Origin of the sequence: Geminicoccus sp. (assembly GCF_035556675.1) — a bacterium.
Lineage (GTDB): Bacteria > Pseudomonadota > Alphaproteobacteria > Geminicoccales > Geminicoccaceae > Geminicoccus.
Genome location: NZ_DATMFZ010000142.1, coordinates 1 through 2063 on the forward strand (window position 1 = coordinate 1; position 2063 = coordinate 2063).

Genomic DNA, 2063 nt, shown 5'->3' on the forward strand with positions numbered 1-2063 from the left:
GCCATGAGCAGCAGTGCCGCCGAGAGCGGCCGCGAGAAGAAGACCGTGAAGCTGCCGTCGCTGATCAGCATGGCGCGCCGGAAATAGGCCTCCAGGGACTGGCCGAGCACGAAGCCCAGGAGCATCGGGGCGATCTCGCAGCCGAGCCGCGCCAGCAGGTAGCCGAACGCGCCGAACGCGGCCATCAGGAACACGCCGAACACGTCGTTGGTGACGCTGAACACCCCGATGCAGGAGATCACGATGATCGACGGGTAGAGGTAGCGATACGGCACGCTCAGGATCTTCACCCAGATGAAGATCATCGGCAGGTTCAGGACGACCAGGATGATGTTGCCGATCCACATCGAGGCCACCAGGCCCCAGAACAGGGTCGGGTTGCTGGAGATCACCTGCGGGCCCGGCTGGATGTTGTGCAGCATCAGGGCACCGATCATCAGCGCCATCACCGCGTTGCTGGGCAGGCCCAGGGTCAGCATCGGGATGAACGAGGTCTGGGCGGCGGCATTGTTGGCCGATTCCGGCGCCGCCACCCCTTCGACGACGCCGGTGCCGAAGGCCTTCGGCCGGTTCGAGACCTTCTTCTCGAGGGCGTAGGCGGCGAACGAGGACAGGGTCGCACCGCCGCCCGGCAACAGGCCCAGCACGGAGCCCAGGGTCGTGCCGCGCAGGATCGCGGGTGTCATCCGGCGAAAATCGTCGCGAGACGGCCAGAGCCCGCTCACCTTGCGGGTGACGAGCTCGCGGTGCAGCGGGTTGCCGGCATTGCAGATGACCTCGGCCAGGCCGAACAGGCCCATGGCGAGCGCCACGAACTCGATGCCGTCGAACAGCGGCGCGAGGCCCGCGGTGAAGCGCTGGCCCCCTGAGGTGATGTCGGTGCCCACCAGGCTCAGCAGCACGCCGACCAGGATCATGCCGACCGCGCGCAGGATCGAGCCGTGGGCCAGCGCCACGGCGCCGATCAGCCCAAGCAGCATCAACGAGAAATACTCGGCCGGGCCGAACTGGAAGGCCAGGCGCGACAGGGTCGGCGCGAAGGCCGCCACCAGCACGGTGGCGACGCTGCCGGCGAAGAACGAGCCGATGGCGGCAGTCGCCAGGGCGCTGCCCGCACGACCCTTGCGCGCCATCTGGTGGCCGTCCAGGCAGGTGACCACGGAGGAGGATTCGCCGGGGATGTTGACCAGGATCGACGTCGTCGAGCCACCGTACTGCGAGCCGTAGAAGATGCCGGCCAGCATGATCACCGCGCTTTCCGGCGGCAGCGCATAGGTGAGCGGCAGGAGCATGGCGATGGTCGGCACGGGACCCAGGCCCGGCAGCACGCCGATCGCCGTCCCGAGCACCACGCCGATCGTGGCGTACATCAGGTTCTGCAGGCTGAGCGCGGCCTGGAAGCCCAGCGCCAGATGATCGAGCAGTTCCATGGGGCGGCCTCAGCGTGCGAGCAGGGGCGGCCATGCCGGCACCGGCAGGCCCAACCCAGTGATGAAGGCGAGATGGGCGGCGACCGCCAGGCCGAGCGCCAGCAGCAGCGCCGCTCTCAACCGGAAGGCCGGGTCGGCGCGCGAGGCGATCAGCACCGAGCCGATCGTGGCGACGTAGAGGCCGAAGAGCGGCAGGAGGATGCCGAACGAGATCACCGAGCCGATGACCAGGACGAACGGCCGTGGCGCCACCGAGAAGACGACATCCTCGGGGTCCTCGTCCTTCGCCGGCCGGAGCAGCATGACCGCGCCCAGGAGGGCCAGGCCGAGGCCGACCCAGAAGGGGAAGAAGCCCCGGCCCATGCTGGCCGGGCTGCCGAGCGGATGGTGCAGCCACGAGATGGCGGCAAACGTTGCGCCGATGCCGATGAACAGCAGGCCGGCCAGCGTCTGCTTGCGCAGCGTCGACGTCATCTTTTCTCTCTCCCTGATCCGAACACGGCCTTCCCCGAGGCCGCGTTCTCGCCGCCTTCTTCGGGCAGCGGACTAGAGGGCCTTGAGGCCCGCGCGCTCGACCGCGCCGATCAGATCGTTTTCCATGCGATTGCGCTGAGCCAGATGGTTCGCGGTGGC

Annotated in this window: 2 protein-coding genes; both read right to left on the minus strand. The window is 68.4% G+C overall.

The features are described from left to right. The coding region (locus VNS22_RS10830) for a tripartite tricarboxylate transporter permease (protein ID WP_325732261.1) at positions 1-1430 on the minus strand (1430 nt) is incomplete at its 3' end. A 9-nt stretch (positions 1431-1439) separates the two neighbouring features. Beyond that, complete coding sequence (locus tag VNS22_RS10835; protein ID WP_325732262.1) at positions 1440-1904, minus strand: tripartite tricarboxylate transporter TctB family protein; 465 nt, start codon at positions 1902-1904, stop codon at positions 1440-1442. Positions 1905-2063: the final 159 nt, after the last annotated feature.